Raw genomic sequence first — 562 nt, 5'->3', positions numbered from 1 at the left:
TTGACTAAGCGGGGGTTGTGTCATTTGTAAACGAGCAGCTGCTCGTCCAAAGTGCAATTCCTCTGCCACTACAACAAAATATTGCAAATGCCGTAATTMCATTTTGGACACCCTTTTCATTTTCGATTAATACATCTAATATATTAATAACATATAATTTATATATTAGACAAATATTTCGAATGAACGTATAGTAGAAATTGCGAATTATTTTTTACAATTTTTATGTAAAAAAACAAAAAGGTGGTTACTGTATGAAATGGTGGAAGTTAAGCGGACAAATTTTATTATTATTTTGTTTCGCTTGGACAGGTGAATGGATTTCAAAACAGGCACACCTCCCAGTTCCAGGAAGTATAATCGGTATTTTTTTATTATTAATCTCATTAAAATTTAACATAGTGAAAAAAGAATGGATACAAGACGGTGCAGACTTTTTATTAAAAGAACTTATTTTATTTTTCATCCCTTCTGCAGTCGCTGTCATTCGTTACAAAGATACATTATCACAATATGGAATCGATCTCATTTTAATTATCGTGATTAGTACACTTTGTGTCAC

At 31.2% G+C, this 562-nt stretch carries 2 protein-coding genes; one reads left to right on the top strand and one right to left on the bottom strand.

What is annotated here, in order from left to right; translation table 11 throughout:
• A partial coding sequence (locus tag AC1DTM_RS31040; RefSeq protein ID WP_477001767.1) for a LysR family transcriptional regulator occupies nt 1-102 on the bottom strand: 102 nt, incomplete at its 3' end.
• A 152-nt stretch (nt 103-254) separates the two neighbouring features.
• Between AC1DTM_RS31040 and AC1DTM_RS31035 the strand changes: the two genes are divergently transcribed.
• Nucleotides 255-562 (top strand): CidA/LrgA family holin-like protein (locus AC1DTM_RS31035; protein ID WP_477001766.1); only part of this gene is annotated, 308 nt, incomplete at its 3' end.

It is taken from the genome of Bacillus sp. P4_D3 (assembly GCF_056401855.1).
This window is presented reverse-complemented; position numbering and strand designations above follow the sequence as displayed.